The organism is Pantoea sp. Cr_R13, from assembly GCF_029222565.1.
In the GTDB taxonomy this organism is placed as follows: domain Bacteria; phylum Pseudomonadota; class Gammaproteobacteria; order Enterobacterales; family Enterobacteriaceae; genus Pantoea; species Pantoea eucalypti.
This window is the reverse complement of record NZ_JARHXL010000018.1, coordinates 112,749-136,419: the sequence shown is the minus strand read 5'-3', so window position 1 is coordinate 136,419 and position 23,671 is coordinate 112,749. Positions and strand designations below refer to the sequence as shown.

Sequence of the window (23,671 nt, the reverse complement as noted above, 5' to 3'; positions counted from 1 at the left end):
CGCTTAACGGCGCGGGATGCCGAGGACTTCGGCCTCCCTCGTGTCACCCGACAGCAGCTGTCGGGTCTCGCCATCCCAGTAAACCCGTCCATCCACAATCACTATGCTGCGCGGCGCAATCTGCTGGGCATCTTCCAGACTGTGCGACACCATCAGCAGTGTAATGCCACGCGCTTCGCACACAGAACGCACCAGTTGCAGCATCTCGCCGCGCAACGCGGGATCCAGTGCAGAAAAAGGCTCATCCAGCAGCAGCACCGGACGATCACGCAGCAGACAGCGCGCCAGCGCCACACGCTGTCGCTGTCCGCCCGACAGCTCGCCCGGCAGACGGTTTAGCAGATCGCCTAATCCCACCTGATCGGCCAGTGCAGCCAGTTGCTGACGCTGCTCAGCGCTGAGTTTTAATCCCGGATGCAGCCCCAGCGCCATGTTCTCCTGTACGCTGAGGTGCGGAAACAGATTGTTCTCCTGAAACAGCATCGAAACCGGTCGTCTGGCTGGCACGCTGTGGGTGTGATCCTGCCCGTCAATCATCAGGGTGCCCTGTTTCACCGGCAGGAAACCGGCAATCAGGCTAAGCAGGGTGCTCTTCCCGGCTCCGCTGGGGCCGAGAATGGCGATGCGCTCGCCACGTGTGGCCTTGAGGCTGAAGCGCATCGGCAGATGCTGATAAAGGTAAGTGAGGTTATCAAGAGTCAGCATGGCGGCCTGGTAATTTTTCCATTAGCGTGAACAGCAATAAACAGAGCAGCAGTAATAGCAGAGCGGTGACCGCGCCATCTGCGCCGCGGTAGGCACCAATCTGCTGATAAAGGTAGAACGGCAGTGTGCGGAAGTCAGCGTTGCCAAACAGTGCCACCACGCCGAAATCACCAATCGACAGTACGCAGGCAAAAGCCAGCGCCTGGGCAAGCGGACGTTTCAGCGCCCGCAGCTCGATCAGCCGCAGCCGGTTCAAGCCGTGGATATCCAGCGAATCGCAGAGCCTGCCGTAGCGCTCTGCGACATCCCGCATCGGGTTTTCCAGTACTTTCAGCGCATAGGGAATGGCGATCAGCGCATTGGTAAAGATCACCAGCCCTTCAGCCGAATCGGGCAGACCGATGGTGGCGTTGAATAGCAGGAAAAAGCCGGTGGCGAGCACAATGCCTGGCATCGCCAGAATCAGCATGCCGCTGGTGTCGATCAACTGTGCCGCCGTCGGACGCTGGCGCAGACGCAGTTCCCGACTGCTCCACAGCAGCATCATGCTCAGCACCACACAGATCAGACCGGCACCGATGGCGATACGTAATGACGTCAGGGTGGCCTGCCACAGTGCAGGCTGCACCAGCGCGCCGCGTAGTCCGCCATGCAGACCATCGACGATGACCGCCGCCAGCGGCGGCAACAGCAGGAGGAGTGCCAGAAGGATCAGCAGTGCATCGATCAGCTGTGCTGCGCGCGAATCCTGCGGATTACGCCAGCCGTTCAGCTGGCTGGTTCCGGCGGGAATCGCCTTGCTGAAGCGCTGGCTGAGCAGCACCAGCGTCAGACAGCAGCCGAGCTGGATGAGCGCCAGTAGCGCTGCGCGTCCGGGATCGTAGTCATAACTCAGCGCCTGGAAGATCGCCAGCTCAATGGTGGTGGCCTGCGGACCGCCGCCGAGTGACAGTACGGTGGCAAAGCTGGCGAAACAGAGCATGAAGATCAGCGCGCCGGTCGGCAGCAGCTGACGCCGCAGCCATGGCCACTCCAGCAGACGAAAATGGTGCCAGCCGCGCAGGTCGAGCTGTGCCGCCAGCTGACGCTGTTCCGCCGGAATACTCTCCAGCGCCTGCAGCATCAGGCGGGTCGCCAGCGGCAGGTTAAAGAAGACGTGCGCCAGCAAAATGCCCGGCAGACCATAGGGCGAGAAGTGATAACCGATGCCGAACAGCTGGCACAGCTGCGCCAGCCAGCCATTGCTGCCATAGACGGTCAGCAGGCCAAACACCGCGACCAGAACCGGCAGTACCAGCGTCATGGCGCACAGGCGCAGCAGCAGCAGACGACCCGGAAAACGGCGTCGATAGAGCGCCCGCGCCAGCGGCACCGCAGGCAGCAGCGACAGCAGGGCTGAGAGCAGCGCCTGACCGAAAGAGAACGCGATAACGTGCTGCAGGTAGTCATCCTGCAGCACGCTACGTAAGTCCGTGTCCGGTGCGGCGCTCCAGAGGGCACCGAACGCCATAAATGCCACGATGTTCAGCAATATCGTGGCGAGCGAACCGGGAATCAGCCAGCGCGGCATCAGCGACTGACGGCGCGTTGCCACTGGCTAATCCAGCCCGAACGCTGGCTGGCAACCTCTTCCGGCGAGAACTGCAGAGCAGTGGAAGGCACGTTGAGTGCGCCGAAACCGGCAGGCAGCGGCGTATCAATCACCGGATACATCCAGTTGCCGGTGGGGATGGTGCGCTGGAAGTCAGGTGAGACCATAAACTTCATGAACTGCTGTGCCAGCGCCGGCTGTTTGCTGCTGGCTAACTGTGCGGCAACTTCAACCTGCAGATAGTGACCCTCTGCAAAGGGCGCCGCGGCGTAGTTCTCTTTTTTCTCTTCAATGATGTGGTAAGCCGGTGAGGTGGTGTAACTCAGCACCAGATCCCCTTCGCCCTTGAGGAACAGGCCATAGGCTTCACTCCAGCCTTTGGTGACCGTCACGGTTTTCTGCGCCAGTTTTTGCCACGCCTGCGGCGCCTGATCGCCATAGACCTTCTGCATCCAGAGCAGCAGCCCTAAGCCGGGCGTGCTGGTGCGGGGATCTTCGTAGATCACCCGCCACTTCTCCGGACTGTCGACCATCTCTTTCAGACTTTTTGGCGGATTTTTCAGCCGGGTTTTGTCATAAACAAAAGCGAAGTAGCCATAATCGAACGGCACAAAGGTGGTGTTGTGCCAGCCATCGGGCAGCGTTAATTTCGACGTGTCGACCTGACTTTCGGCAAACAGACCGGTTTTCTGCGCGGCCTGCACCAGGTTGTTATCCAGTCCCAGTACCACATCGGCTTTACTGTTTTTGCCTTCCATCCGCACACGGTTCAGCAGCGACACGCCATCTTCCAGCGTGACGAATTTCAGCTCGCAGTTGCACTGTGCTTCAAAGGCTTTTTTTACCGCAGGTCCAGGGCCCCAGTCCGCGGAGAAGGAGTCGTAGGTGTAGACCGTGAGAACCGGCTTAGCCGCCAGAACGGGGGCGGAGAGTAACAGCAGCACCGGCAGAACTTTGTTTAACACTTTGCGCTCCTTCAGGAGAATAGGGGATGAGTCGCAAAGGATCTGAGCACAATGGCCTCTCAAATCCCTACGTCGGTATTAACCGAATCAGGTTCGACGGGTCTCTCTCAGCGGCTTGCTTGTGGCAGGCCGCACCCCGTTGAGAACGTCACATTCTAGTCATTTCAGTGCCGGGGCGAAAGCGTCACAGCGCCGGTGGGGCGAACCAGGCCGATTTAAAATCAAACCAGCCCAGCGTATTCATCCGCACACCGCGCATGCTGCGCTGTCCTTCAAGCAGCAGCCAGTGGTGAAACAGCGGATGCAGACCGGATTCTTCAACCAGCTGTTTGCTCCATTCTGCCAGCGGCAGTGTTTTCTCACGCCAGCGGGCCGCATCGCCGTGCCAGTCGATCGCCAGACAATGATGCAGCAGCGGGATCTCATAAAGCTGCGCGAACAGCGAATAGTTCAGCGGCAGGGTAAAGTTCACGCTGCCCAGCCAGATATCACTCTCCGCGTCGCCCTGATACCAGCTTTCGTAGCTGATCTCCCGGGTTTCCAGCGTCACGCCATGCTCTGCCAGCAGCGGACGCAGCGCATTCGCGATGCCTTCATGCTCCACGTGCTGGCTGTACCAGGTCAGCGTCAGATGGGTTAAGCCGGGCGGCTTTTCTACGGGTGTGAGGTCACGACGATGATGCCAGCGTGGCAGCAGACCATACGCCGGGAACCAGTAACGCTGATAGCCGACACCAGCGTGATTGAGCAGGGCGATAGGGTTAAACAGGTAGCTGACCCAGCGCCGGACCGCTTCGTTGCGACCCAGTTCTGAACGCTGGTCGAACAGCAGATAGTAACAACCTTCTTCAAGGCGACTCTCCTCCTGAATATCATCAGCTTTGTCACCCTGCAGACGGACACCGGCATAGACCAGTTCATCGCTGATATCGGGCAGTACCCAGATAGAGACATCATCAATCAATGCGCGAAAACCGAAGTAGTCATCGAACGCTTCTATCTTCAGCTGACTCTCCTGATTGCGGATTACCCGGTAAGGACCGGTGCCAACCGGCTGGCGGGCAAAATCATGCAGCGTCGGCCATTCTCGCGGCAGGATCATCGCACTGACGCTGCCCAGCAGCCAGGGTAATCCCTCGTCGGGCTGGCTTAGATGGATATCCAGCGTCCAGGGCGCGGGCGAGTCAATCTGCGCAATATGGGAGAAGAGCGGATGGGGGCGCTGACGCGCCAGTGTGGCAAGTACATCTTCCATCTCCAGTTCTCTGCCATGATGGAAGCGAATCGCCGGACGCAGAAAGAAGCGCCAGTGAAGCGGGGAGGTCTGCTGCCAGTGGTGAGCAATATCGGGTTCGATTTCCCCGTTTTCCTCGTTTATCCGCGTCAGCCCATTGAAAATCTGTCGCGCAAGATGAGTTTCCGAGCGCCGCAGCGGTGAGCCAGGCAGCAGGTTGAGCAGCGGACGATAGTAAAGCACCCGCAGGATATGTTTGCCCTGCCGGAAACTGCGCCCCAGATGTGCGCCAATCATCTGACGCACCTGATCTTTATCCCCTACCAGCTGGACCAGTTGATCGATGCGATCCTGCGCCAGCAAATCCTCGGCACGCTGCTGCTGCAGGGCCAAACCCGTATAGCAAAAGGTGAGCTGTGAACGCTTGCCACGTCCGGCCTCCGCCTGCCAGGTCAGCCAGCCTGCGGCCTGCATCCGGTTAAGCAGATTACGCATATGCCGGCGTGAGCAGTGCAGCAGATCAGCCAGCTCGCTGAGGGTAATCTCCTGCGTTTGTCCCTGACAGCTTTGCCACAGGCGGATGAACTGCTGCTTCAGACGTGATGAAGACATAAAAGGGGAACTCCCTGTGAAAAGCGCTCTGTTTTTCCTGCCTCATTTTAAGAGCAAAATTTGCGATATGGGAAGAGCGGGAGGCATTCAGTTGTGAATGGCGTTCAACCCTGACTTCGCTGTTAAGCCGGCGTATTTTTCTGAGTAGGGTGCATTTACACCGCCAGCAGAGGATCTCTGCTGGCTTTTTTCATGTTGCACGGTATCGTCTACCCTTCTTTTTTCCCCTCTGTTTGTTCTTTAAGGGATTTCGTTATGAAATCGCTGTTAACGCGGCAGCGCCGCATCAATCCGGTTTACCTCGCTTTTATGGTTGCCTCGTTCATGCTGGGCATCGCGGGCGCACTTCAGGCGCCCACGCTCAGCCTGTTTCTGACGCGCGAGGTGCAGGCGAGACCTTTCTGGGTCGGGCTGTTTTTCACCATCAATGCGGTGGCCGGTATCGTGGTGAGTATGCTGGTGGCAAAGCGCTCAGACAGCGTTGGCGATCGTCGCCATATCATTCTCTTCTGCTGCCTGATGGCGCTGGCGAATGCGCTACTGTTTGCCTTTACCCGCGACTATCTGACCCTGCTGACGCTCGGTGTGCTGCTGTCGGCGCTCGCCAGCGTCTCAATGCCGCAGCTGTTTGCGCTGGCGCGGGAGTATGCCGATCAGTCGGCGCGTGAAGCGGTGATGTTCAGTTCGGTGATGCGTGCGCAGCTGTCGCTGGCGTGGGTGATCGGGCCACCGTTATCGTTCGCGCTGGCGCTGAACTACGGCTTTGTGACGCTGTTTATGGTGGCCGCCGTGCTGTTTCTGCTGTGTATTCTTCTGGTCTGGTTTACCCTGCCGTCGGTGCCACGTTCGCAGCCACTGATGCAAAGCGGCGGGCTGCCGTTGAGCGGCTGGCGCGATCGCGATGTGCGTTTGCTGTTCCTCGCCTCGGTGGCGATGTGGACCTGCAACACGATGTATATCATCGATATGCCGCTCTATATCAGTACCACGCTGGGTCTGCCGGAGAAGCTGGCTGGTCTTCTGATGGGAACGGCGGCCGGGGTGGAAATCCCGGTGATGCTGCTGGCGGGTCATTATGCGCGCCGCATCGGCAAGCGGCGGTTAATGTTGATCGCGGTGGCGGCGGGCGTCCTGTTTTATCTGGGGCTGGTGCTGTTCAATTCCCGCACTTCGCTGATGGTGTTGCAGCTGTTTAACGCGGTGTTTGTCGGGATTATTGCTGGCATAGGGATGTTGTGGTTCCAGGATCTGATGCCAGGACGGCCGGGTGCGGCGACCACGATGTTCACCAATTCGATTTCGACCGGCATGATTCTGGCAGGTGTTATTCAGGGGACGCTGAGTGAGCGGCTGGGACATGAGGCGGTTTACTGGCTGGCATTCGGGCTGGCAATTGTGGCGCTGGTGATGTCGGCGCGGGTGCGCGACGTATAAAGAAGAAGGGCGACCGGATGTCGCCCTCAGAGTGCTGATAAAGTGCGGCCTGGTGGCTTTAAGGCCGAGCCGGCGAAAGGAACACGGTCAGATAGGAAAGTCGCTTAAACCAATCCCTGGCCGCTCGGCCCGCGCCGTCCGTGGCGCGGGACGCTTTCCTCCTCTGCCCGTGTTCCTTGCGTGTCAGACTTAATCATTGCTGCCAGACTAGCCCTGCTTTAACGCAGTCAGCGCAGGAAGGCGGGCTGATTCTGCTCATACTGCGAAATCGACGCTTCATGCTGCAGCGTCAGGCCGATGCTGTCCAGGCCGTTAATCATGCAGTGGCGGCGGAAGCTGTCGAGCTCAAACGAATAGACTTTGTCGCCTGCGGTGACCGTCTGCGCTTCCAGGTCTACCGTGAAGCTGATGCCTGGCTGGGCCGCTACCAGTCTGAACAGCTCATCCACTTCCTCTTCGCTTAATTTCACCGGCAACAGCTGGTTGTTGAAACTGTTGCCGTAAAAGATATCCGCGAAGCTCGGCGCAATCACCACGTGGAAACCGAAATCGGTCAGCGCCCACGGGGCATGCTCACGTGAGGAGCCGCAGCCAAAGTTCTCGCGCGCCAGCAGGATGCTGGTGCCTTTAAACTCCGGCTTATTCAGCACAAAGCCGGGCGTCGGCACCGTACCGGCATCATCTTCAAAGCGCCAGTCGTGGAACAGGTGCTGACCGAAACCGGTGCGGGTTACCTTCTGCAAAAACTGCTTAGGAATGATTGCGTCCGTATCGACGTTTGCGGCATCCAGCGGCGCAACAATACCGGTATGCTGAGTAAATTTATTCGCCATGACTTAAGCTCCTGTCGTCAGTTCACGGATGTCGGCAAAGTGGCCAGTCACGGCAGCCGCCGCGGCCATCGCCGGGCTGACCAGATGGGTACGTCCACCGCGGCCCTGGCGACCTTCAAAGTTACGGTTACTGGTCGATGCGCAACGCTCGCCCGGATTCAGACGGTCATTGTTCATCGCCAGACACATTGAGCAGCCTGGCAGACGCCATTCAAAGCCCGCTTCCAGGAAGATTTTATCCAGACCTTCCGCTTCAGCCTGCGCTTTGACCGGGCCGGAGCCTGGCACCACCATGGCAACCACACCCGGCGCGACTTTGCGGCCTTTAGCAATGGCGGCGGCGGCACGCAGATCTTCAATGCGTGAGTTGGTGCAGGAGCCGATAAACACTTTATCAATCGCGACATCGGTCAGTCTGATGCCCGGCTGCAGGTTCATGTAGGCCAGCGCTTTTTCTGCTGAGGCACGCTCAACCGGATCGGCGAACGAGGCCGGATTCGGGATCACCTGATCAACGGCAATCACCTGACCCGGGTTGGTGCCCCAGGTGACCTGCGGTGCGATCTCTTCGGCATGCAGCGTGACCACCGCATCATACTTCGCGCCTTCGTCAGACTTGAGGGTGCGCCAGTAATCCACTGCCTGCTCCCATTTCTCACCCTGAGGCGAGAACTGACGACCTTTCAGATAGTTAAAGGTGGTTTCGTCCGGTGCCACCAGGCCCGCTTTCGCCCCCATCTCAATCGCCATGTTGCACAGGGTCATACGACCTTCCATGCTCAGCGCCTCAATGGCCGGGCCGCAGAACTCAACGACATAGCCGGTGCCGCCCGCGCTGCCGGTTTTACCGATGATTGCCAGCACGATATCTTTAGCAGTGATGCCGGTGGACGCCTGGCCCAGTACTTCAATCTTCATGGTTTTCGCCCGACCCTGTTTCAGGGTCTGCGTTGCAAACACATGTTCGACTTCAGAGGTGCCGATACCAAAGGCCAGTGAGCCAAAGGCGCCGTGCGTCGCGGTGTGCGAGTCGCCGCAGACAATGGTCATGCCCGGCAACGTCATACCCTGCTCAGGGCCGATAACGTGGACGATGCCCTGGAACGGGTGATTCAGGTCATAGAGCTGTACGCCAAACTCTGCGCAGTTCTTCATCAGCTCCTGCATCTGAATACGCGCCATCTCGCCTGACGCATTAATGTCTTTGGTCTGCGTGGAAACGTTGTGATCCATGGTGGCAAAGGTTTTACCTGGCTGACGGACTTTACGTCCGTGCGCCCGCAGGCCATCAAAAGCCTGGGGTGAGGTCACTTCATGGATCAGATGGCGATCAATGTAGAGTAACGGGGTTTCTTCTGGCGTTTCGTGGACGACATGTGCATCAAATAACTTCTGGTATAAAGTTTTCATTTTTTATTTTTCCTCGGCGATAAAGCGGGCAATGATGCTGCCCATCTCATCTGTGCTGACCGCGGGGCCATCACCGGCTAAATCTTTGGTGCGGTAGCCCTGTTCCAGCGCACGACTGATGGCGCGTTCGATACTGTCGGCAGCGTCATCCGCATTCAGGCTGTAACGCAACAGCAATGACAGTGACAGAATCTGGGCGACCGGGTTGGCAATATTCTGTCCGGCGATATCCGGCGCTGAACCCCCCGCCGGTTCGAACAGGCCAAAGCCCGCTTCATTCAGGCTGGCAGAGGGCAGCATACCCATCGAGCCGGTAATCATGGCGCACTCATCAGAGAGAATGTCACCAAACAGGTTGGAGCAGAGCAGCACGTCAAACTGCGACGGGTCTTTAATCAGCTGCATGGTGGCGTTGTCGATATAGATGTGGCTCAGCTGTACGTCCGGGTACTCTTTAGCCACTTCATTAACGATTTCACGCCACATCACCGAGGTCTGCAGCACGTTAGCTTTATCAACCGAGGTGACTTTGTTGCGACGTTTGCGCGCCGATTCAAACGCGATACGGGCAATGCGCTCGATTTCGAAACGGTGATAGACCTCGGTATCAAAAGCACGCTCTTCCGGGCCGCTGCCTTCACGTCCTTTTGGCTGACCAAAATAGATGCCGCCGGTCAGTTCACGCACGCACAGAATATCGAAGCCTTTGGCTGCGATGTCGGCGCGCAGCGGGCAGAATGCTTCCAGACCGCTGTAGAGTGCCGCCGGACGCAGGTTACTGAACAGCTTAAAATGTTTACGCAGTGGCAACAGGGCACCGCGTTCTGGCTGTGATGCGGGCGGTAAGTGCTCCCACTTCGGGCCACCAACGGAACCAAACAGGATCGCGTCGGCCTGCTCGCAGCCTGCAACCGTAGCGGGCGGCAGAGGTTCGCCATGCTGATCGATAGCGATGCCGCCGACCGCATATTCCTGGGTGGTGATCTGCATATCAAAGCGCTGACGAATGGCATCCAGCACCTTCATAGCCTGTGCCATGACTTCCGGGCCGATACCGTCACCGGGTAAAACTGCGATATGAGATGAGCTGGACATGGTTATACGGTTTCCTTCTGATCTTTAAATTTGCGCTGCAATTCTTGTTCAACCTGACGGGCACGCCAGATATTGTTCAGGGCGTTGACCATCGCTTTAGCGGAGGACTCTACAATATCGGTCGCCAGACCGATGCCGTGGAACTTGCGGCCGTTGTAGCTTACGACGATATCGACCTGGCCCAGCGCATTCTCGCCGTGGCCTTTAGCGGTCAGTTTGTAGTTAATCAACTCAGCGTCAAACTGGGTAATGCGGTTAATCGCCTGGTAAACCGCGTCAACCGGGCCGTTACCGGTAGCCGCATCAGATTTAGCGACATCGCCGCAACCCAGATTAACCGAGGCGGTGGCAGTCATGCTGGAACCGGTCTGGACGTTAAATTCATGCAGCTGGAAATGCTCCGGCTCTTCATTCTGTTTGTTGATGAAGGCCAGCGCTTCCAGGTCGTAATCGAAAACCTGACCTTTTTTGTCGGCCAGCTTCAGGAAAGCGTCATACAGCGTATCCAGATTGTAATCCTGCTCGGCATAGCCCATCTCTTCCATGCGATGTTTTACCGCCGCACGGCCTGAACGTGAGGTCAGGTTCAGCTGGATTTTGTGTAAGCCGATCGACTCCGGCGTCAGGATTTCGTAGTTCTCGCGATTCTTCAGCACACCATCCTGATGAATACCGGAGGAGTGGGCGAAGGCGTTGGAACCGACTACTGCCTTGTTAGCCGGAATCGGCATGTTGCAGATCTGGCTGACCATCTGGCTGGTGCGGTAGATTTCCTGATGATTGATAGTGGTGTGCACGTTCATGATCTGCTGACGGGTTTTAATCGCCATGATCACCTCTTCCAGCGCACAGTTACCGGCACGTTCACCCAGACCATTCATCGTGCCTTCAACCTGACGCGCGCCTGCCTGAACGGCAGCCAGGGCGTTACCGGTTGCCATTCCCAGGTCATCGTGGGTATGCACAGAGATAATCGCTTTATCAATGTTGGGAACGCGGTTCATCAGTTCACTGATGATGTGCGCATATTCGCCTGGCAGGGTGTAACCAACGGTATCCGGGATATTGATGGTGGTCGCACCGGCGTTAATCGTGGCTTCCACCATACGGCACAGGTCATCAATCGGGGTACGGCCGCCATCTTCACAGGAGAACTCAACGTCACTGGTGTAGTTACGCGCACGCTTCACCATATGTACCGCACGCTCAATCACTTCTGGCAGCGTGCTGCGCAGTTTGGTTGCGATGTGCATTGGGGAAGTGGCGATGAAGGTATGAATACGGAAGGCTTCGGCAACACGCAGTGACTCATAAGCTGCGTCGATATCTTTTTCTACACAGCGCGCCAGTCCACAGACGCGGCTGTTTTTGATGGTGCGCGCAATGGTCTGAACAGACTCAAAGTCGCCCGGTGAGGAGACCGGGAAACCGACTTCCATCACATCCACGCCCATGCGCTCCAGCGCTAACGCAATCTGCAATTTTTCTTTCACACTCAGGCTGGCCTGTAATGCCTGCTCACCGTCGCGCAGAGTGGTATCGAAAATAATGACTTGCTGGCTCATCGTATTCATCCTTATGCTTTTTCTGGCCTGGCAACGAGCATAAAAAAACCCGCGACAGGCGCGGGTTTTTAACTTTCAGCAGGTTTGAATCAGTGTTTGATTCCGCCCACAAGTCCACCGCGCAAGCTGAGTGCGTTTAGTAGTAGACCGAGAAGGCGAACAGAACGAAACATGGATTCAAACCTTATAAAATGTTGTGCTGTACATATTGGTACTGGAATCATTCAGGGATGTCAACCTTCAATGCAGGGGTATTCTCCTGGGCGTCAGAGAAAGATATTCTGTTATTTATCGGTCAGGCAGCGTAATGAACAGCGCGACCCTCACTGTGGACGCAATCAGCGCTGGAATGCGGGGCGCTGGGGCGCGATTTAAATTCTATTCAATTGAATTATAAGTATTTTGTTTGCATGGTGTTATGCGGGGTCATAGCATTTATCACCTGCTGGTTAGCATAATCCAATGTGCTTTAGTGATTTTCTGGTTAATTACGCCAGAAAAGAAAAATGTCAGGCGATAGTGGGCTATTGCAGCCGGTAATAAGTTTTCGTTATTTCTTAGATCACGCTGAAAATAATTTCATACCCAGCATTTTCCTCTGCGGTTCTGCCGCGTAATTAGTTTAATCCGCGTAGCCAATTCTTATCGGCCAGAGGCTTTACGTCCCTGCCTTTTAATTTACGCGGGTTTGCGGTTTGCCTGCCCGGTTAACTGCGGTTATGGTAATCGACCTACTCTCAGAAAAATAAACGCAACAGATTTCTCTGTAACCGGACAGCGGCTGACGTTTCCGCTGTCGTGCATAAACATAAGATTTTGATTGGCAAAGCAGGCACCGGGGCAACGTGATACGCATAAACGGGCGCATTCACAGAGCCGGGTCCGCAAGCCTGGAGGCAGAAGATGGAGATGTTGTCAGGAGCCGAAATGGTCGTCCGTTCGTTAATCGATCAGGGCGTTAAGCAGGTATTCGGTTATCCGGGTGGCGCAGTCTTAGATATCTATGATGCGCTGCAAACCGTCGGAGGTATCGATCACATTCTGGTGCGCCATGAGCAGGGTGCGGTGCATATGGCTGATGGCCTGGCGCGCGCGACGGGTGAAGTCGGCGTGGTGCTGGTCACCTCCGGACCTGGTGCAACCAATGCGATTACCGGTATCGCCACCGCCTATATGGACTCGATTCCGCTGGTGATTCTGTCAGGTCAGGTTCCGTCGTCGCTGATTGGCTATGACGCCTTTCAGGAATGCGACATGGTCGGCATCTCTCGTCCGGTGGTGAAGCACAGCTTCCTGGTGAAAAACACCGAAGAGATCCCAACCGTGCTGAAAAAGGCATTCTGGCTGGCTTCCAGCGGCCGTCCGGGACCTGTGGTGATTGACCTGCCAAAAGATATCCTGAACCCGGCGAACAAATTGCCTTATCACTGGCCGGAGTCAGTGAGCATGCGTTCTTACAATCCCACTATTCAGGGTCATAAAGGGCAGATTAAGCGCGCGCTGACAACATTGCTGGCGGCGAAGAAGCCTGTGATCTATGCGGGTGGCGGTGCCATTACCGCAGGCTGCGAAGCGGAGCTGTTACAGCTGGCAGAAAGCCTGAATATTCCGGTGACGACCTCGCTGATGGGCCTGGGCGCATTCCCAGGCACCCATCGTCAGTGTGTCGGCATGCTGGGTATGCACGGCACCTATGAAGCTAATATGACGATGCACAACACCGACCTGATTTTTGGGATCGGTGTTCGCTTTGATGATCGCACCACCAACAATCTGGCGAAGTATTGTCCCAATGCCACGGTGATGCACATCGATATCGACCCGACCTCTATTTCCAAAACGGTGTCGGCGGATATCCCGATTGTCGGCGATGCAAAACAGGTGCTGCAGCAGATGCTGGAGTTACTGACGCAAAGCGACACGCCATCACGTGCTGAAAGCCTGCACGACTGGTGGCAGGAGATTGAAGGCTGGCGCAGTCGTCACTGTCTGGAATTTGATCGCACCAGCGACAAAATTAAGCCGCAGGCCGTGATTGAAACCATCAGCCGTCTGACTAAAGGCGATGCCTATGTCACGTCAGATGTAGGTCAGCACCAGATGTTTGCTGCACTCTATTATCCTTTCGATAAACCACGCCGCTGGATCAACTCTGGCGGTCTGGGCACCATGGGCTTTGGCCTGCCCGCGGCGCTGGGTGTGAAAATGGCGCTGCCGGAAGAGACCGTCATCTGCGTAACGGGCGATGGCAGTATCCAGATGAACATTCAGGAGCTTTCAACAGCCTTGCAGTACGATCTGCCGGTGCTGGTACTGAACCTGAATAACCGGGTGCTGGGGATGGTGAAACAGTGGCAGGATATGATCTACTCGGGTCGCCACTCCCAGTCTTATATGGAGTCGCTACCTGACTTCGTGCGTCTGGCGGAAGCCTACGGTCACGTCGGGATCGCGATTGAGCATCCGGCTGAGCTGGAAGAGAAGCTGACGCTGGCGCTGGAAACCCTGGCGAAGGGGCGTCTGGTCTTTGTGGATGTCACCGTTGACGGTAGCGAACATGTCTACCCAATGCAGATTCGCGGTGGCAGCATGGATGAGATGTGGTTGAGCAAAACGGAGAGGACATAATTATGCGTCGTATTTTATCAGTTCTGCTGGAGAACGAATCCGGCGCATTATCCCGTGTCGTCGGCCTGTTCTCACAGCGCGGCTATAACATTGAAAGCCTGACCGTGGCGCCAACCGACGATCCGACACTGTCGCGGATGACCATTCAGACGGTGGGCGATCAGAAGGTACTGGAGCAGATTGAAAAGCAACTGCACAAGCTGGTGGATGTCCTGCGCGTCACCGAGCTGGGGCAGGGCGCCTATGTTGAGCGCGAAATCATGCTGGTGAAGATTCAGGCCAGTGGTTATGGTCGCGAAGAGGTGAAGCGTAACGCTGAGATCTTCCGTGGTCAGATCATCGACGTGACGCCGACGCTGTACACGGTTCAGCTGGCAGGCACCAGCGACAAACTGGACGCGTTTCTGAGTACCGTCCGCGATGTCGCTGAAATTGTTGAAGTGGCGCGCTCCGGTATCGTTGGCGTTTCACGCGGCGATCGCATCATGCGTTAATCACGCTGCGTCATCATCAATCCTCACCTAACCCGGCGAAATGCCGGGTTTTTTTATTTTTTATGCGCCAGGCGGATTACATTCAGAAAAGCGGTTGCTCCGCGCACTTTTCTGCTGTTAGATGATAGACATGAGTTATCCATAGCTTAACTGCGGCTATTTCTGCCGTAAAAGCGGATTTGATGGTGGGGTTATCGTGAAACTGGATGAAATTGCGCGTTTGGCAGGCGTGTCGCGCACCACGGCCAGTTATGTGATCAACGGCAAAGCGCGGCAGTATCGTGTCAGCGACAAGACTGTTGAAAAAGTCATGGCAGTGGTACGTGAACATAATTATCACCCTAATGCGGTGGCTGCGGGGCTGCGCGCCGGGCGTACGCGATCCATTGGGTTAGTGATCCCTGATCTGGAAAATACCAGTTATACGCGTATTGCAAACTATCTTGAGCGACAGGCACGCCAGCGTGGCTATCAGCTTCTGATCGCCTGTTCTGAAGATCAGCCCGAAAACGAGATGCGCTGTATTGAACATCTGTTGCAGCGCCAGGTCGATGCAATAATTGTTTCCACCTCATTACCGCCAGAGCATCCCTTTTATCAGCGCTGGATCAACGATTCTCTGCCAATAATTGCGCTGGACCGTGCGCTGGATCGTGAACATTTTACCAGTGTCGTCGGGGCCGATCAGGACGATGCACAGACACTGGCTGCTGAACTGCGTCAGCTCGACGTTAAAAATGTGCTGTTCCTCGGTGCGTTACCCGAACTGTCAGTGAGCTTCCTGCGCGAAATGGGTTTCCGCGATGCCTGGAAAGACGATCCCCGTCCGATTGATTATATCTACTGCAACAGCTTTGAACGCACCGCTGCTGCTGCACTGTTTGAGAAATACCTTGAAGATCATCCGATGCCAGAGGCGCTTTTCACCACCTCTTTTGGGCTGCTGCAGGGTGTGATGGATGTGACGCTGAAACGAAACGGCCGCCTGCCGACGGAGCTGGCGATTGCCACCTTTGGCGACCACGAATTACTGGACTTTCTTGAGTGTCCGGTCCTGGCCGTTGGTCAGCGTCATCGTGACGTGGCAGAGCGCGTGCTGGAATTAGTTTTAGCCTCACTGGACGAACCCCGAAAACCAAAACCAGGCTTAACCCGTATCCGGCGTAATTTATACCGTCGCGGACAATTAAGCCGAAGAGTTAAATGAGTAACGGGCAGTATTATACTGCCCCTTTTATTTCGCGATTTACTGATTAAATAAACAGGTCGACGTAAAAAAGGGTAAATTCTGCTCATCAAATCTAACAAAGCAGAAAGCCCGATACTTATTATTTGCTTACAACTTCAACAAACCTTCTTTCCCGTCTGCCCTGAAGCCGCTGGGCTTCCATTCAGAAATCCCCTAAAATGCCGCCGCTGTCTCAGAAATCAGGATAAATATTTAACCCTTTACATTGTTTCATTTTTAGTCTTTTTTCCCCGAGCCATTTTTTTTATTCAGTTATTCATTGGCTTAATTTTAAGTTTCTCCTTTTATTCGATTATATCGTCGCCAGACTTTAATTTTGCGCCTTGTAAAGAGTGATATTCACCTGCCGCTCCGGCTTGACAAGGATTTCATGGGATCCTTAAACTCGTTTCGTGGTAAAAAGTGGGATAAAGTGGCGTAAATGGGTGATGAGGAGAAGAGACTGGCATGTTCCGCGGAGCAACGTTAGTCAATCTCGACAGCAAAGGGCGGCTCGCCGTACCCACGCGATATCGCGAATTGCTGATTGGGGAGTCTCAGGGGCAGATGGTCTGTACCATCGACCTCCACCAGCCATGCCTGTTGCTTTACACCCTGCCCGAATGGGAAATCATTGAAAAAAAGCTGGCACGCCTTTCCAGTATGAATCCACTTGAGCGCCGCGTGCAGCGTTTGCTGTTGGGACATGCCAGTGAATGTCAGATGGACAATGCAGGCCGCCTGCTGCTGGCGAATACGCTTCGGCAGCACGCAAAATTAACCAAAGAAGTGATGCTGGTTGGACAGTTCAATAAGTTTGAGCTGTGGGATGAACAGACCTGGTATCAACAAGTCAGGGACGATATTGACGCAGAACAGTCGGCTCAGGAACCTTTATCTGAGCGGTTGCAGGACTTGTCGCTATAGCTATGCAGGAAAATTTTAAACATACCACCGTGCTGTTGGATGAGGCGGTTAACGGCCTCAATATCAGGGAAGACGGTATTTACATCGACGGCACATTTGGTCGTGGTGGCCACTCACGCCTGATTCTTTCGCAACTGGGAGAGAAGGGGAAACTGATCGCCATCGATCGTGATCCGCAAGCTATCGCCGCTGCTGCTGAGATTACCGACCCGCGTTTTTCAATTATTCATGGCCCTTTTTCTGCGCTGGCAGAGTATGTTTCTGAACGGGATCTGGTCGGGAAAATTGACGGAATTTTGCTGGATCTGGGGGTTTCATCACCGCAACTGGATGACGCTGAACGCGGCTTCTCCTTTATGCGTGACGGACCGCTGGACATGCGAATGGACCCGTCGCGGGGTCACTCAGCCGCAGAATGGTTGCTGCACGCGGAAGAGGCAGATATCGCTTTCGTCCTGAAGACTTACGGTGAAGAGCGATTCGCTAAACGTATTGCCCGGGCCATTGTCGAGCGCAATCGCGAGCAGCCGATGACCCGCACCCGTGAACTGGCTGAAGTCATCTCCATCGCCATGCCAGTGAAAGATAAGTTTAAACATCCGGCTACACGCAGCTTCCAGGCGATTCGCATCTGGATTAACAGTGAACTGGAAGAGATTGATATCGCACTGAAAGGCGCGGTTCAGGTACTCGCACCGCAGGGCCGTCTCTCTGTGATCAGCTTCCATTCACTGGAAGATCGGCTGGTTAAGCGCTTTATGCGCGATCAGAGCCGCGGGCCACAGGTGCCGGCCGGAATACCGATGACTGAACATCAGCTGCGAGCCCTGGGTGGCCGTGAACTGAAGTTGCTCGGCAAAATGTCGCCGGGTGACGCTGAAGTCTCTGAGAACCCACGTGCGCGCAGCTCGGTTTTACGTATTGCGGAGAAAACCGACGCATGATCGGTAACGAGCGTCACAGTCTGCCTGCCGTTATCGGCGGGGATCTGCTGCGAAAGGGCAAGATTCCGGTGCTGTTGCTGATCGCTGTCGTGGTCTCTGCCGTGCTGGTGGTCACCACCACGCATAAAACACGACTGTTAACTGCACAGCGTGAACAGCTGGTGCTGGAGCGTGACGCGCTGGATATCGAGTGGCGCAACCTGATTCTGGAAGAGAATGCGCTGGGCGATCACAGCCGTGTTGAACGCATTGCCACCGAGAAGCTGCAGCTGCAGCACGTTGATCCTTCACAAGAAAATATCGTGGTGCAGAAATAAGGACTTAAGTTAGCGAATGAGCGGCACAGGCAGAACGCTGAAATTGAAGAAACCGGAAGATAAAGCCAGCTTTGTAAGCTGGCGTTTTGCGTTGCTGTGCGGCTGTATTTTACTGGCGCTGGGTGGATTGCTGTCACGTGTTGCCTGGCTGCAGGTGATCAATCCTGGCAAGCTGGTCAAAGAGGGCGATCTGCGCTCGCTGCGCGTTCAGGCGGTGCCAACCTCGCGCGGGATGATCAGCGATCGTGCCGGACGACCGCTGGCAGTGAGTGTCCCGGTTAATGCCATCTGGGCGGATCCCAAAGAGCTGCACGCCGGTGGCGGCGTCACGCTGGACAGCCGCTGGAAGGCACTCTCTGATGCGCTCTCTATCCCCCTTGATCAGCTCGCAGCGCGCGTGAATGCCAATCCTAAAGGCCGCTTTGTCTATCTGGCGCGTCAGGTCAATCCGGCCATCGGCGACTACGTCAAAAAACTCAAACTTCCCGGTATTCATCTGCGCGAAGAGTCGCGCCGTTACTATCCTGCCGGGCAGGTTACCTCTCATCTGATTGGCTTTACCAACATCGACGGGCAGGGCATCGAAGGCATTGAGAAGAGTTTTGATAAATGGCTGACCGGTGCGCCGGGCGAGCGGACGGTGCGTAAAGATCGCTACGGTCGCGTCATCGAAGATATCTCCTCTGTGGACAGCCGGGCCGCGCATAACCTGACTCTCAGCATCGATGAGCGCTTACAGGCGCTGGTCTACCGTGAACTGAATAACGCCGTGGCCTTTAACAAAGCGGAATCGGGCACGGCAGTTCTGGTGGATGTGAATACCGGCGAAGTACTGGCGATGGCCAACAGTCCGGCTTACAACCCGAATAATCTTGGCAACACGCCGAAAGATCTGATGCGTAACCGCGCCATCACCGACATTTTCGAACCTGGCTCGACCGTGAAGCCGATGGTGGTCATGGCGGCGCTGCAACGCGGCGTGGTCAGAGAGAACAGCGTCCTGAATACCGTGCCATATCGCGTCAATGGTCATGAGATCAAGGATGTGGCGCGCTACAACGAATTGACCCTGACAGGGGTTTTACAGAAGTCGAGTAACGTCGGTGTTTCACGTCTGGCGTTAGCGATGCCTTCCTCAGCGCTGGTAGAAACTTACGCGCGCTTTGGACTGGGCAAACCGACCAATTTGGGGCTGGTCGGGGAAAGCAGTGGCTTATACCCTAAAAAACAACGGTGGTCTGACATAGAGAGGGCCACCTTCTCTTTCGGCTACGGGCTAATGGTAACGCCGTTACAGTTAGCGCGAGTCTACGCAACGATTGGCAGCTATGGCATTAACCGTCCGCTGTCGATTACCAAAGTGGATCCGCCCGTCGCGGGACAACGCGTTTTCGATGAGTCACTGGTGAAAACTGTGATGCACATGATGGAAAGCGTGGCGCTGCCCGGTGGCGGTGGCGTTAAAGCGGCAATCAAGGGTTATCGCATCGCGATAAAAACCGGTACGGCGAAAAAAGTCGGGCCGGACGGACGCTACGTCAATAAATACATTGCCTATACCGCAGGCGTTGCGCCTGCCAGTCATCCCCGATTCGCGCTGGTGGTGGTGATCAACGATCCCCAGGCCGGCAAGTATTACGGTGGTGCGGTTTCTGCCCCGGTGTTCGGTGCCATCATGGGCGGCGTACTGCGCACCATGAACATTGAGCCGGACGCGTTACCGACCAATGACAAGAATGAGTTGGTGACTAACAGAAGTGAGGAAACAAGTGACAGATCGTAACCTGCGCGACTTACTCGGCCCCTGGGTGCCAGGCGCGCCGGCGCGCCCACTGCGCGACATGACCCTGGATAGCCGCATTGCGGCTTCTGGCGATCTGTTTGTCGCTGTTGCAGGCCATCAGGTCGATGGACGCCGCTTTATCCCGCAGGCGATTGCTCAGGGCGTCGCCGCCGTGGTGGCCGAAGCTGAAGGCGAAGCCGCCGACGGCGAAATCCGTGAAATGCACGGCGTACCGGTTATCTATCTGGCCCAATTGCCTCAGCGTCTTTCAGCCTTAGCAGGCCGTTTTTATCAGCAGCCGGGTGAGAAGCAGACGCTGATTGGCGTTACGGGTACAAATGGTAAAACCACCACGACCCAGTTGCTGGCGCAGTGGGCAACGCTGCTGGGTGAAACCAGCGCGGTTATGGGCACCGTCGGGAATGGGCTGGTGGGTCACTTGTCCGCGGCAGAAAATACCACCGGCTCAGCAGTTGATGTTCAGCATCTGCTGAACGATCTGGCGGAAAAAGGGGCGACCCTGACCGCAATGGAAGTCTCGTCACACGGACTGGTTCAGCATCGCGTCGCGGCGCTGCCGTTTGCCGCAGCGGTCTTTACCAATCTCAGCCGCGATCACCTCGATTATCACGGTGATATGCAGAGCTACGAGTCAGCCAAATGGCTGCTGTTTTCTGAGCATCAGGTCGGGCAGGCAATTCTTAACGCCGATGATGAAGTCGGTCGTCGCTGGCTGGCGCGCTTACCGGACGCCGTTGCCGTCACGATGGAGGGTAACCTCCAGCCGGGCTGCCATGGACGCTGGCTGAAAGCCGATGCGGTGGAGTACCACGATAACGGCGCACACATCCGTTTCAGCTCCAGCTGGGGCAACGGAGAAATCAACAGTCCATTAATGGGCGCGTTCAACGTCAGCAATCTGATGCTGGCGCTGGCGACGCTGCTGTCACTGGATTATCCGCTGGCGACGCTGATCAACGTTGCACCGCAGTTGCAGCCGGTCAACGGGCGTATGGAAGTGTTCAGCGCTGCAAGAAAACCGACGGTCGTGGTGGATTATGCCCATACGCCGGATGCGCTGGAAAAAGCGCTGGAAGCAGCCCGCCTGCACTGCAAAGGCAAACTGTGGTGTCTGTTTGGCTGCGGTGGCGATCGTGATAAAGGCAAACGACCATTAATGGGCGCGATTGCTGAACAATATGCCGATGTGGTGGTAATTACCGACGACAATCCGCGCAGCGAAGATCCGCAGGCGATTGTTAACGATATTCTGACCGGTTTGCTGGATCCGGGCCGCGCCCGCGTGGTGTCTGGCCGTGCGCAGGCCGTCACTAACACCATCATGCAGGCACAGCCTGACGATATCGTGCTGGTGGCCGGTAAAGGCCACGAAGATTATCAGATCATCGGCAATCGCCGTCTCGACTACTCCGATCGTGCCACGGTCGCGGCACTGCTGGGAGGCGCAGCATGATTCCGGTTTCATTAAAAACGCTTGCGGAGATCACCGGCGGAACGCTGCACGGCAGTGATTTAACCCTGAATGACGTAACGACGGATACCCGCAAAGTGACAGCAGGCAGCCTGTTTGTCGCGCTGGTGGGCGAACGTTTTGATGCCCATGACTTCGCTGAAGAGGCCATTGCTCGTGGTGCACAGGCGTTACTGGTAAGTAAGCATTTACATGTCTCTGTGCCTCAGGTCGTCGTGGAAGATACCCGACTTGCTTTTGGCCGACTGGGTGCCTGGGTTCGTCAGCAGTCCACTGCCCGCGTCGTAGCGCTGACCGGCTCGTCCGGCAAAACGTCAGTTAAAGAGATGACGGCAGCGATTCTGCGTGAGTGCGGTGAGACGCTCTACACCGCAGGCAATCTCAACAACGATTATGGCGTGCCGATGACGCTGCTGCGTCTGACCGCAGAACATCAGTATGCGGTTATTGAGCTTGGCGCTAATCATCAGGGCGAAATTGCCTACACTACCGACCTGGTTAAACCGGAAAGCGCGCTGGTGAATAACCTGGCAGCGGCCCATCTGGAAGGCTTTGGTTCGCTGGCGGGTGTCGCTAAAGCCAAGGGCGAGATATTTCAGGGCTTACCGGCGAATGGCATTGCGATTCTCAACGAGGAGAGCAACGACTGGCCTAACTGGCAGACCACGCTGCAGGACAAAACCGTGTGGCGCTTCTCGCCGCAGGCGGCAGCGTGTGATTTCTCTGCCCGTGATATCCGCATTGCGCAGGACGGCACCCATTTTGTGATGAAGACACCGCGTGGCGAGGCTGAGATTGTGCTGCCGTTGCCGGGTCGGCATAACATTGCCAACGCACTGGCTGCGGCGGCTCTGGCCCTGTCAGTGGATGCCCCGCTTAGCGCCGTTCAGCAGGGGCTGAAAAACCTGCAGTCGGTGCCAGGTCGCCTGTTCCCGGTGCGCCTCTCTGCGCATCAGCTGCTGCTGGATGACAGTTATAACGCGAACGTCGGATCGATGACCGCCGCCGTCCAGGTCCTGTCAGAGATGCCGGGCTACCGGGTGCTGGTCGCCGGCGATATGGCGGAACTGGGTGATGAGACCGAAAAATGCCACCGCGAAATCGGGGATGCGGCACGTGATGCAGGTATTGATCGCGTACTGAGCTGCGGAAAATTCAGCCATTTTATTAGTGAAAACAGCAAAGCTGGCGAACATTTCAGCGATAAGACAGCGCTGACTGAACGTTTGCGTCAATTGTTGTCCGAACACTCAGAAATTACCGTCCTGATAAAAGGCTCGCGTAGTGCCGCCATGGAGCAGGTAGTACAGAGCTTAAAGGAGAAAGGAACATGTTAGTTTGGCTGGCCGAGCATCTGGTCGCTTTTTATTCGGGCTTCAACGTCTTTTCCTATCTGACGTTTCGCGCCATTGTCAGCCTGCTGACAGCACTCTTTATCTCTCTCTGGATGGGGCCGCGCCTGATTGCGTGGCTGCAGAAATTACAGATTGGTCAGGTTGTCCGTAACGATGGCCCGGAATCGCATTTCAGTAAGCGCGGAACGCCCACAATGGGCGGGATTATGATTCTGACCTCCATCACCATTTCGGTGCTGATGTGGGCATATCCGTCGAATCCCTATGTCTGGTGCGTGCTGTTCGTGCTAATCGGCTTTGGCATCATCGGCTTTGTCGATGACTACCGCAAAGTGGTGCGCAAAGATACTAAGGGTCTGATTGCCCGCTGGAAATATTTCTGGATGTCGGTGATTTCTCTGGGCGTCGCGTTCGGGCTTTATGCAGCAGGTAAAGACACTCCGGCGACCCAACTTGTGGTGCCCTTTTTCAAAGACATCATGCCGCAGTTAGGCCTGTTTTATGTGCTGCTGGCCTACTTTGTGATTGTCGGAACGGGTAACGCGGTCAATCTGACCGATGGCCTGGATGGTCTGGCGATTATGCCCACCGTCTTTGTCGCCGCAGGCTTTGCGCTGGTTGCCTGGGCCACCGGTAACGTGAAGTTTGCTGAATATCTTCATATTCCTTATCTGCGTCACGCCGGTGAGCTGGTGATTGTCTGTACCGCCATCGTCGGGGCAGGGCTGGGCTTCCTGTGGTTCAACACCTATCCGGCTCAGGTCTTTATGGGGGATGTCGGCTCACTGGCGCTGGGCGGCGCGCTGGGAACCATCGCCGTGTTGCTGCGTCAGGAATTTTTACTGGTGATTATGGGTGGCGTGTTTGTGGTTGAAACGCTGTCGGTAATCCTGCAGGTGGGATCGTTTAAGCTGCGCGGCCAACGTATTTTCCGCATGGCGCCGATCCATCACCACTATGAACTTAAGGGTTGGCCGGAACCGCGCGTCATTGTGCGCTTCTGGATTATTTCGCTAATGCTGGTGCTGATTGGCCTGGCCACGCTGAAGGTGCGTTAAT

General features: G+C 56.0%; 19 protein-coding genes and 1 riboswitch. Of the genes, 11 read left to right on the top strand and 8 right to left on the bottom strand.

Going from position 1 to position 23,671, the window contains the following annotated elements:
* Positions 1–3: 3 nt before the first annotated feature.
* From thiQ to sgrR, 4 genes are all read right to left on the bottom strand, one after another.
* Positions 4–705, bottom strand: a complete 702-nt coding sequence (gene thiQ, locus P2R09_RS17575) for a thiamine ABC transporter ATP-binding protein ThiQ (RefSeq protein WP_275771613.1) — start codon at positions 703–705, stop codon at positions 4–6.
* Positions 692–2,299, bottom strand: a complete 1,608-nt coding sequence (thiP, locus tag P2R09_RS17570; RefSeq protein ID WP_275771611.1) for a thiamine/thiamine pyrophosphate ABC transporter permease ThiP — start codon at positions 2,297–2,299, stop codon at positions 692–694. Before thiP ends, thiQ begins: the two co-directional genes overlap by 14 nt.
* The gene (gene thiB / locus P2R09_RS17565) at positions 2,275–3,261 is read right to left on the bottom strand and encodes a thiamine ABC transporter substrate binding subunit (protein ID WP_275771609.1); all 987 of its coding nucleotides are present in this window, start codon (positions 3,259–3,261) and stop codon (positions 2,275–2,277) included. Before thiB ends, thiP begins: the two co-directional genes overlap by 25 nt.
* A 46-nt stretch (positions 3,262–3,307) precedes the next feature.
* A riboswitch (TPP riboswitch) is annotated at positions 3,308–3,410 on the bottom strand.
* Between the two features lie 35 nt (positions 3,411–3,445).
* Positions 3,446–5,107: an HTH-type transcriptional regulator SgrR gene (gene sgrR / locus P2R09_RS17560; protein WP_275771606.1), complete on the bottom strand. Its 1,662-nt coding sequence runs from the start codon at positions 5,105–5,107 to the stop codon at positions 3,446–3,448.
* 255 nt (positions 5,108–5,362) lie between these two features.
* Here sgrR and P2R09_RS17555 point away from each other — a divergent pair, with 255 nt between their 5' ends.
* Positions 5,363–6,541 (top strand): MFS transporter, encoded by a 1,179-nt coding sequence (locus P2R09_RS17555; protein WP_275771604.1) that lies wholly within the window; start codon positions 5,363–5,365, stop codon positions 6,539–6,541.
* Between the two features lie 227 nt (positions 6,542–6,768).
* On the opposite strand, the gene leuD is transcribed toward P2R09_RS17555, so the two are convergent.
* Genes leuD through leuA form a run of 4 tightly spaced genes read right to left on the bottom strand, consistent with a single transcriptional unit; the run spans position 6,769 to position 11,444 of the window.
* Entirely contained in the window at positions 6,769–7,374 is a 606-nt protein-coding gene (gene leuD / locus P2R09_RS17550; protein WP_008925570.1) for a 3-isopropylmalate dehydratase small subunit, read from the bottom strand.
* Between the two features lie 3 nt (positions 7,375–7,377).
* Positions 7,378–8,784: a 3-isopropylmalate dehydratase large subunit gene (gene leuC, locus P2R09_RS17545; protein WP_275771601.1), complete on the bottom strand. Its 1,407-nt coding sequence runs from the start codon at positions 8,782–8,784 to the stop codon at positions 7,378–7,380.
* A gap of 3 nt (positions 8,785–8,787) precedes the next feature.
* A complete protein-coding gene (gene leuB, locus P2R09_RS17540; protein WP_275771599.1) occupies positions 8,788–9,879 on the bottom strand; it encodes a 3-isopropylmalate dehydrogenase in 1,092 nt (363 codons plus the stop codon).
* 2 nt (positions 9,880–9,881) lie between these two features.
* Positions 9,882–11,444 (bottom strand): 2-isopropylmalate synthase, encoded by a 1,563-nt coding sequence (leuA, locus tag P2R09_RS17535; RefSeq protein WP_275771597.1) that lies wholly within the window; start codon positions 11,442–11,444, stop codon positions 9,882–9,884.
* Between the two features lie 903 nt (positions 11,445–12,347).
* On the opposite strand from leuA, the gene ilvI reads away from it, so the two are divergent.
* The 10 genes from ilvI (at position 12,348) to mraY (ending at position 23,670) form a co-directional block, all read left to right on the top strand.
* On the top strand, positions 12,348–14,072 hold the full coding sequence (gene ilvI / locus P2R09_RS17530) for an acetolactate synthase 3 large subunit (RefSeq protein WP_110411654.1): 1,725 nt from the start codon (positions 12,348–12,350) through the stop codon (positions 14,070–14,072).
* 2 nt (positions 14,073–14,074) lie between these two features.
* Entirely contained in the window at positions 14,075–14,566 is a 492-nt protein-coding gene (ilvN, locus tag P2R09_RS17525) for an acetolactate synthase small subunit (protein WP_003854770.1), read from the top strand.
* 196 nt (positions 14,567–14,762) lie between these two features.
* On the top strand, positions 14,763–15,773 hold the full coding sequence (cra, locus tag P2R09_RS17520; protein WP_003854769.1) for a catabolite repressor/activator: 1,011 nt from the start codon (positions 14,763–14,765) through the stop codon (positions 15,771–15,773).
* A 489-nt stretch (positions 15,774–16,262) separates the two neighbouring features.
* Entirely contained in the window at positions 16,263–16,721 is a 459-nt protein-coding gene (gene mraZ, locus P2R09_RS17515; protein WP_003854767.1) for a division/cell wall cluster transcriptional repressor MraZ, read from the top strand.
* Between the two features lie 2 nt (positions 16,722–16,723).
* The gene (gene rsmH, locus P2R09_RS17510; RefSeq protein WP_003854766.1) at positions 16,724–17,665 is read left to right on the top strand and encodes a 16S rRNA (cytosine(1402)-N(4))-methyltransferase RsmH; all 942 of its coding nucleotides are present in this window, start codon (positions 16,724–16,726) and stop codon (positions 17,663–17,665) included.
* A complete protein-coding gene (ftsL, locus tag P2R09_RS17505; protein WP_003854764.1) occupies positions 17,662–17,982 on the top strand; it encodes a cell division protein FtsL in 321 nt (106 codons plus the stop codon). Before rsmH ends, ftsL begins: the two co-directional genes overlap by 4 nt.
* 16 nt (positions 17,983–17,998) lie before the next feature.
* Positions 17,999–19,765: a peptidoglycan glycosyltransferase FtsI gene (locus P2R09_RS17500; RefSeq protein ID WP_003854762.1), complete on the top strand. Its 1,767-nt coding sequence runs from the start codon at positions 17,999–18,001 to the stop codon at positions 19,763–19,765.
* Positions 19,752–21,239: a UDP-N-acetylmuramoyl-L-alanyl-D-glutamate--2,6-diaminopimelate ligase gene (gene murE / locus P2R09_RS17495; protein WP_275771588.1), complete on the top strand. Its 1,488-nt coding sequence runs from the start codon at positions 19,752–19,754 to the stop codon at positions 21,237–21,239. The genes P2R09_RS17500 and murE overlap by 14 nt, the downstream gene beginning before the upstream one ends.
* Positions 21,236–22,594: a UDP-N-acetylmuramoyl-tripeptide--D-alanyl-D-alanine ligase gene (murF, locus tag P2R09_RS17490; protein WP_275771586.1), complete on the top strand. Its 1,359-nt coding sequence runs from the start codon at positions 21,236–21,238 to the stop codon at positions 22,592–22,594. The genes murE and murF overlap by 4 nt, the downstream gene beginning before the upstream one ends.
* Complete coding sequence (gene mraY, locus P2R09_RS17485; RefSeq protein ID WP_003854755.1) at positions 22,588–23,670, top strand: phospho-N-acetylmuramoyl-pentapeptide-transferase; 1,083 nt, start codon at positions 22,588–22,590, stop codon at positions 23,668–23,670. The genes murF and mraY overlap by 7 nt, the downstream gene beginning before the upstream one ends.
* The last annotated feature ends 1 nt before the right edge of the window (position 23,671 follow it).